The sequence below is a fragment of the Ruegeria sp. R13_0 genome (genome assembly GCF_017743995.1).
In the GTDB taxonomy this organism is placed as follows: Bacteria; Pseudomonadota; Alphaproteobacteria; order Rhodobacterales; family Rhodobacteraceae; genus Ruegeria.
Genome location: NZ_JAGHRB010000028.1, coordinates 20,351 through 27,977 on the forward strand (window position 1 = coordinate 20,351; position 7,627 = coordinate 27,977).

The window sequence follows — 7,627 nt, forward strand, 5'->3', positions numbered from 1 at the left end:
TTAGTTTTCACAATATGAAATCATCGTAAAGCGCTGTTGCGACAAGAAAGTCTCAATCGCTATCCCTGATGGACCCTTCGATTTTTCCAACATCGAGATCCTTTAATACGTCCACAGAGGTAACAATGTTCATACTCCGACCCATTGCGGTTTCCGCCACGCTGGCCACGGCGACGGTCTGTGCCGTACCGGTTCTAGCCGAAACCGACCAACCCAATATCCTTGTTATCATGGCCGACGATGTCGGTTGGGCCAGCCTTGGCAGCTATCATCAGGGCGTGAAAAGCATCCAAACCCCCAATCTTGATCAACTGGCGGCCGACGGTATGCGTCTGACGGATTACTATGCACAGCCAAGCTGCACGGCTGGGCGGTCCGCCTTCATCACCGGGCAATTGCCGGTTCGTACCGGGATGCACACCGTTGGCCTGCCCGGAGACCCAGAGAAGGGTCTGAGCGAGGATGACCCCACCTTGGCCAATATGCTGAAATCTCTGGGCTATACGACTGGGCAATTTGGCAAGAACCATCTGGGCGATATGAACAAATTCCTGCCGACGATGAAAGGTTTTGATGAGTACTGGGGCTGGCTCTATCATCTGAACGCGATGGAATACACGTCCGATCCGGACTGGCCGAAAGATCAGGAGTTCAACGACACATTTGGCCCCCGGAACATCATTCATGCCTATGCCACGGATACAGTCGATGAAACTGTAGATCCGCGTTGGGGTCTGGTAGGCAAACAACGCATCATCGACGATGGCCCAGCCCCGCCCGAGCGGCAAAAAACGCTGGACGACGAGGTGACAGCCCACACGCTGGACTTCATCAACCGCGCAGTCGACAGCGATACACCGTTCTTCGTCTGGATGGCACCGGCGCGCGCGCATGTCTGGACTCATCTAAGCCCCAAATACGAGGCCATGCTGGGCGACGGGCGCGGCTTGCAGGATGTCGTGATGAAAGAGCTGGACGACAACGTGGGCAAAGTCATGGCCCGGCTGGACGAACTGGGTGTCTCGGACAACACGATTGTTGTGTTCACCTCAGACAACGGCCCCGAAACCATGACCTGGCCGGACGGTGGAACGACGCCGTTCCATGGAGAAAAGGGCACAACCTGGGAGGGTGGCTTCCGAGTTCCCGCCATCATCCGTTGGCCCGGAAAGGTCCCGGCCGGAACCGTGAGCAACGGAATTTTCGCAGGTCTTGACTGGATGCCCACCCTTGTTGCCGCCGCCGGAGGACCCGAGGATCTGACCGGATCATTGCTTGAAGGGTACGAGGGCTATCAGGTGCATCTGGATGGGTACAACCAGCTGTCTTTTCTGACCGGTGAGGGCGAGAGCAACCGGGATGAGATTATCTACTACGAAGGCCCGGACCTGCAGGCCGTGCGTCACGGGGACTGGAAAGCGCATTTCACGATCCAATCCGAAGGGTGGGCGGGCCCCAAAGAGGAACTGAACGCACCCCTGTTGTTCAACCTGCGTCGCGATCCCTACGAAAAAGCGGCCGAGGAATCTGGGATGTATACACGGTGGATGGGCAACAAGATGTGGGCATTTGGCCCGGCGGCCAAAATCGTCCAGAGCCACCTGTCTACCTTCAAGGACTATCCTCCACGGGGTTCGGACGTCACCAACCAAGGTCATGTTGAAGAACAAATCTCGACCGAAGGCGGGATGTCGCAGTAGAAATCAACTCTCGGGAGGCATAAATCCATGCCTCCCGATGGTTGCAATTACTCGCAGGGAACACACGCTGACGAAGTTCCACTTATGCACTAAGATAGTAACTTGGACCCAGTGCAGCATCGGTCAATTTGAGCTACCTGTCTACCTCAGAGGCAACGAAGTATCAGCTGTCGCTCGGCAAGATGATACATCACGAACGGCCCTTACCGGACCTTACCCCATAGTCTCCATGCTGCGGCGCGGCCTGTCGGACCTGCCGTTCGATGCGGGCGCAAAATCAAAGGCTGCCTAAACTCGCGAAATACGGACAAAGCGCCACTCTACCGCGCTTGCGCCAAGGTCAGGCTTGCGCGCTACGGCGCGTTTGAGAATCTAGCAAATCCAGCGTGCTCCATCATCTCGAGCGCAGTCGCTTTGTCCTTCACAAATAGAAAATTGTGGTCGAGTTCCGTTTCAATCCTCCGGTTGAGGCTGTGGCGGCAGGCCGGATGCGACGCTTTTGGGTATCATGTGGCTCCGACTTACAGCCGTCGGATCGGTGAGCGCGTGCAGAAAGGCGATCAGATTTTCGATCTCTTCGCCAGTAAGCTTGATTGGTGAAAGCTCGTTCCTATCGGCAATGCGTTGACGAAGTTGAGGAGACGCCATCACCCATGTGTCTCGCTGTTCAAACGCATGGCGACGTTCCGCTTCCAAGGGAACGAAGCGCAATTGCGATCCTCGCGCGGCAATGCGCTTAAGGTGCTCAATTGGCGGTAGGGCGATATCGGATGGGTCGAAGGCCGCAAGACCTGCAAGGGGGTTGAGGTGGTGGCGCACCATTTCCTCCAATGAACTGAACGCGCCGCTGTGTCCCCACGGTCCTGTCAGCGCGACATTGCGCAATGACGGTGTGCGGAAGGCAAAGAGGTCTTCGGGGTTGCCGGTGACGCGATAACGCCCTTCGTCTTCCATACGCGCCGCCAAACCGGTTGCTGCAAGATAGGTCATGTCGCTCCCATGCCCCTTACCAGGGCCGATTTGCGGAACGGCAATGGCATGGAATTGGTGATCGGTCAGCAAGGGTCCACTGTGGCAGCCTGAACATCTCGCAGCCCCGAAGAATAGCGTGAGACCATCTTGCGCATCCTGCGTGAGCGTTGACAGATCACCGGTGCGCAAGGCCGTATCAAAGGGGCTCTCATCTGATCGGAAAGCCGTCGTTTGAAATGCTGCAAGAGCCTCTGCGATATGACCGTATGTCACGTCGTCGGCCCCCGTAATCTCGGGATAGGCGGCACGCAGCATCTCAAGGTAGTCTGGTATGCTCGCCACTCTTTGCGCCAGACTGTCCCAAATCTCTGTTCTGTTTTCGTGGTGTGCCGCATCCGCAATCAGGTTCTCGCCATACTGACCCGCCATTTCAATGGGTGATGTGACCGGAAAGAACGCCTGTGCAGCCAAGGGGCTGGCAACGTCTGAGGGAAGATCGGCTCCCGCCGGATTACGGATCGGGCCCGCAGCATCGCCTGGGTTCAGCGTTTCGACACGCCCGTCGTGAAACAACGACACATAGCTTCGCGCACCGATGTTCCACAACGGTTGCGCGTTGCGGGGCACCCGTCCCGTGACCGGAACAGCCGTCACACGCTTTGGACCTGCACCGATGCCGCCCTCTCCGATGCCAAGCGCAAGACCGTCGCCCGATCCAAACGCTGGATCATGGCAAGTGCCGCAAGAAATGTTGCGGTTGCCCGACAGGACCGGATCGAAAAACAGGTTTCGACCCAGTTCGACCAGCTTTGGATCGGGAGCGCCATCGTACAGATAGTCCTGATCCTTCAGCGGCGAAGGCAGCGAGAGTTCGGATGTAGCCCTGTCGCCCCGGGCGGGGGAAAGAACCGCGACAAACGCCACGCCGGAGAGCGCGGCACACAACACCAAGGACAGGCAGCGAGAGGTCATTTAAGTCACCAAATTTACGTCAGCGCGATTGCGAGAAGAGCCAGATGCTGACGATGGCGAGGCCCAGGCCCGCTAATTGCGGCATCGCGAGGCGCTCTCCGAAGAGCACCACCCCAAGGAGGGACAGCGCGATGACCTGGCTCATGCTGGACATGACGGCCCCTTGCCCGAGACCGTGTGCCAGCAGACGAATATAGGCCAGATTGCCAAGCCCCAACGCAAGAACGGCGAGAAGCAGGACATAACCCAGACCTGTGTCCGCAAACTGTTTGAGAAGAACGCTGCCCAGCGTAAAGCTGGCACCAGCGGCCGATAATATGAGCCAATAGGAGGACATCGCAGTGTCTTTCGGACTTTCTGGCAGTTCAGGCGGTGCCGGTTGAGAGAGACTTCATGAGCAACAAGACTTCGCCTGTGTAGTAAGGCGGGCTGGGATGCAGGCGCACGGGTTCACTGGCGACGCGCAGGTAGCCTTGCCGCTCGTACAGGCGCACCGCGCCGGTGTTTTGCCCATAGACTTGAATGCTCATCTTGTCGTGGCCATTGACAAGCGCCTGATGTTCTGCGGCGGCCAAGAGCTGTGATCCGACGCCCTGGTTTTGACGTTCGGCAAAGACGGCCAGCGCATTGATGAACCATGTGTTCACCGACAGCTTTTCCAGCGCAACGAAGGGGGCAATCGGTGCTGGCAAGTCATCCGGGTTCTCGGTTGGGGCCTCGGTGATCGGGTAGCTTAGCACCATACCGATTGGGTTGCCGCCCGCTTCCGCGACAAGCGCATTCGTGTAAGAAAATCCACCGGTCTTGCGCTTGGCGCGTTCGATACCGATTTCGAGCGGTGTTTGGCCTTCGACGCAGGCGCGGGTCCACAGCCAATTCGGGATGCCTTCGCCAGCAACATCGATCAGTTTGGCAAGGCTTTTGGCATCCGAAGGTTCGGCCTGTCGGATAAATTCTGTGGTCTGCTTATTCATGCTTCTGTTCTCTCTTACATGTGGGGTGGTGGGTGGACGGCGTTGCCGCCCAACCATTTTGCATGGGCCGTCATGTTGACGGGATCATGTGCTCTTCAAAGATTGGTCCAACCGGAGCGCCTGAATCCCATTCCAGGTGGTCACCTTCATGGACCGGCATAGGTTGATCGCCACTGCTTAGGTAAGTCGCGTCCTGTGCCTTTGCCTCATCCATCTCGGGCGCTTCAAACGCGTATGTCGCGCTAAGACCCCAGAAGTCGTTGAACCCGAGGGTTGTTTGGATCAAACCACCATCGATATCCGCAAAATCGCCAGTTGCCCCGGTCACCGGGCGCAGGTTGGGCTGACCGATATCGGCGATCTCGGTACCTTGTGTCACGAGGGTCGCGCCATCTTTGAATGCAAAGGTCTGGCGGCTGATGATCCAGACACCGGTGGTCGCGTTACCACCTTCGCCAACAAAGTATCCATCGCAGGTCCAAGTTCCCAGAACGAGATCGGGGAAAGCAGGGCTACCATCTTCCAGGACACCCACGGTGCCATCGGCGAGCGTGCCCTCAGGATAGATATAGCCTTGGCTTACAAAAGCATTGCCGTGCGCAGGCATGCCGTTTTCGTGAACGGGTTGCGCAGACATGAAGATACGTGTGTGATCTTCGGCCACGTCGAACGCGGTGGGAGCTTCGGCCCAAGCGAAAGTTGCCAGCGACAGCGCGATGGCGGAGAAGGTGATGAGTGTCTTAAACATAAAGAGTCCTTTCAGGGAGGTTTGACTGAGAAGATTTCAAGCTGCGGTCAGCGGGTGGTCATGACCCGCTATGCAGCCCACATGCCGGTGGTCGGTGCCACAGCACCCGCCCAGTACCCGGATGTTCGGAAGGCGCGAGACAAGCTCCGCGCTAAGCATGCCAAGCTCCACCGGATCGCCGTCGTCGAGAACCTCGGCTTCGTCTAGTTCAGCATGGCTTTGACGGGACGCATTGGAGCGAATACCGCCGATCCGCAAAGTCCACGCCGCAGCGGTATCGAGAACATCGCGAAAGTGGTCGGGATGGGCGCAGTTGATCATGTAGTAGATCGGGCCGCCATTTGTCGCGGCATCAACCTCTGCAATCGCGTCGCCAAGGGACTGGCCTGACGGGAGTTGCCCGTCGGTTTCCAGCGTAAAGGCGATCACAACCGGCACATCGATCTCTTTCGCCGCCTGGACAATGCCGATGGCTTCACCTGCATGGGTGAGCGTCATAGCGCTAATCATGTCGACCCCGGCTTTGCCGAGCGCATGGATCTGCGGCGCATGTATAAGCAGCGCTTCCTGTCGCGATATTTCAGCGTCCGGCGCATAAGCGTCACCTGCTGGTCCAACGAGCCCGTTGAGCAGGATGGGACAAGTTTCCGTCTCATGCTCAGCCCGGAGCATGGACACGAAGGAAACGGCCGTTTGATTGGTCTCCATCACCTCTTTCAGCGTCAAACCAAGTGGTCCCGCCCAAGCCGTGCCGGCGCGCCAAGTAGGTGCATCAAGAATGAATCCGCGACCCGATGCTTTAGCGATGTCGATGAATCGTTCGAAATAAGCGCGCAGATCAGCGCGACCTTGTTCAGTATCCAGCAAAACCGCCGCCGAAAAGCAGGGCAGGTCATAACCTTTGTCGAAGATCAGGAATGTTTCCAGTCCCCCGTCAGAGAGGAAGAACCGGCGGGTCTCTTTGAGTTTCTGAATACGCATCGAAGCTGTCCTTGTTCGTTGATACCAAGGGGATACCCTGAGCTTTCGCACGACAGATAGTTGCCGCGTGGTCCGGTTGTGCAGTTTGTCTTTTTGCTGTAATTTCAGGAGGGTAACCCGAAGCACACTGACCCCACCTTTCACTAGGACAAGGTCAACTGTACTCGTGGTACAGTGGGAGGCCGACATTGGAGCAAAAAGTCGACACGCGTAGCCGAATCCTCGATATTGCGGAGGCGGCAGTTCTGGATAAAGGGTTTGAGGCCACCTCGATCGAAGAGATCGTTGCCGGAGCCGAGATTTCGCGTGGCGGCTTCTTTTACCACTTCAAAGACAAGAACGCCTTGGCCCGCGCATTGCTGGAACGCTACATCGAAACTGAAGACGCGCTCTACGACGACCTCTTCGCGCGCGCCCGTGAGTTGAACGATGATCCGCTACACTGCATGCTGATCGGCTTGAAGTTGCTGGCCGAAATGCTCGAGGAGATGCCCGAGGGGCACCCGGGCTGCGTGATCGCGTCCACGGCCTATCAGGACAGGCTCTTCGACGAGGGGGTGCGAGAGTTGAACCGCCAAGCCATATTGGGGTGGCGCAAACGCTTCCGGGGGATGTTCGAAGAAATCGCTGCCAAATACGAACCTAAGGAGCCGGTCAACATGGATGCCTTAGGCGATATGGTCTCCGGGGTGGTCGAGGGTGGCTTGGTCCTTCAACGCGCGCTTCGAGAGCACAACAATGCCTCCGAGCAAATCATGCTATTTCGAACATATCTGAAGCTCTTGTTCGCTCCAAAACCAGACTAGCGACCGGTCAATTGAGTCTCTCTGCGCTTTAGATACCGCGAACTTCAATCGTGTGTTCAGCACATCAAGGAATATTTAAGCTATCACAGCAAGTAGACATTTGTGCAAAGTACAGCATTCAGTAGTTTGGACTCGCTCCGATCTTTCTGAACGCTATCTAAGAGTGGCAGATCTCAGCCCCAAATCCCATCAGTTTGTAAAGGTTCATCGCGAGGCTTTCTCGCAGCCTTCGTCTGAAAGGTTGGCTCAAACTTCAACCAATAAAGACGCCGACGCCATTGAAAGCCAACACGCCAAACAACATCGCGATGACGACGTTGTTTGTGAAATAGGTTGCTGCAAGAGCCGCCACCGCCGAGATCCAACCAACCACAGACTCATTTGCAAGCGACACCGAAACCAGACTGACAAGGATCAACCCAGGAAGCTCCTTCAGGATCCAGGAATGCTTGGACCGTCGAATCCATTGGCCGG

At 56.8% G+C, this 7,627-nt stretch carries 8 protein-coding genes; 2 read left to right on the plus strand and 6 right to left on the minus strand.

Annotated features, from left to right (window positions below; all coding sequences use genetic code 11):
- The first annotated feature begins 125 nt into the window (after positions 1-125).
- Positions 126-1,700, plus strand: coding sequence for an arylsulfatase (locus J7394_RS21895; protein ID WP_209256091.1), 1,575 nt, complete (start codon positions 126-128; stop codon positions 1,698-1,700).
- 453 nt (positions 1,701-2,153) lie between these two features.
- Here J7394_RS21895 and J7394_RS21900 read toward each other — a convergent pair whose 3' ends face one another.
- From J7394_RS21900 to J7394_RS21920, 5 genes are all read right to left on the minus strand, one after another.
- A complete protein-coding gene (locus J7394_RS21900) occupies positions 2,154-3,644 on the minus strand; it encodes a cytochrome-c peroxidase (RefSeq protein WP_209256092.1) in 1,491 nt (496 codons plus the stop codon).
- Between the two features lie 19 nt (positions 3,645-3,663).
- Positions 3,664-3,981 (minus strand): hypothetical protein, encoded by a 318-nt coding sequence (locus tag J7394_RS21905; RefSeq protein ID WP_170638192.1) that lies wholly within the window; start codon positions 3,979-3,981, stop codon positions 3,664-3,666.
- 28 nt (positions 3,982-4,009) lie between these two features.
- Entirely contained in the window at positions 4,010-4,618 is a 609-nt protein-coding gene (locus J7394_RS21910; RefSeq protein WP_209256093.1) for a GNAT family N-acetyltransferase, read from the minus strand.
- Between the two features lie 70 nt (positions 4,619-4,688).
- Positions 4,689-5,366, minus strand: coding sequence for a hypothetical protein (locus tag J7394_RS21915; RefSeq protein ID WP_209256094.1), 678 nt, complete (start codon positions 5,364-5,366; stop codon positions 4,689-4,691).
- Positions 5,367-5,402: 36 nt separating this feature from the next.
- A complete protein-coding gene (locus J7394_RS21920) occupies positions 5,403-6,347 on the minus strand; it encodes a homocysteine S-methyltransferase family protein (RefSeq protein WP_209256095.1) in 945 nt (314 codons plus the stop codon).
- Between the two features lie 188 nt (positions 6,348-6,535).
- Here J7394_RS21920 and J7394_RS21925 point away from each other — a divergent pair, with 188 nt between their 5' ends.
- Complete coding sequence (locus tag J7394_RS21925; RefSeq protein ID WP_209256096.1) at positions 6,536-7,153, plus strand: TetR/AcrR family transcriptional regulator; 618 nt, start codon at positions 6,536-6,538, stop codon at positions 7,151-7,153.
- 253 nt (positions 7,154-7,406) lie between these two features.
- Here J7394_RS21925 and J7394_RS21930 read toward each other — a convergent pair.
- Positions 7,407-7,627, minus strand: a 221-nt coding sequence (locus J7394_RS21930; protein WP_209256097.1) for a branched-chain amino acid transporter, incomplete at its 5' end; no start/stop codon positions are given.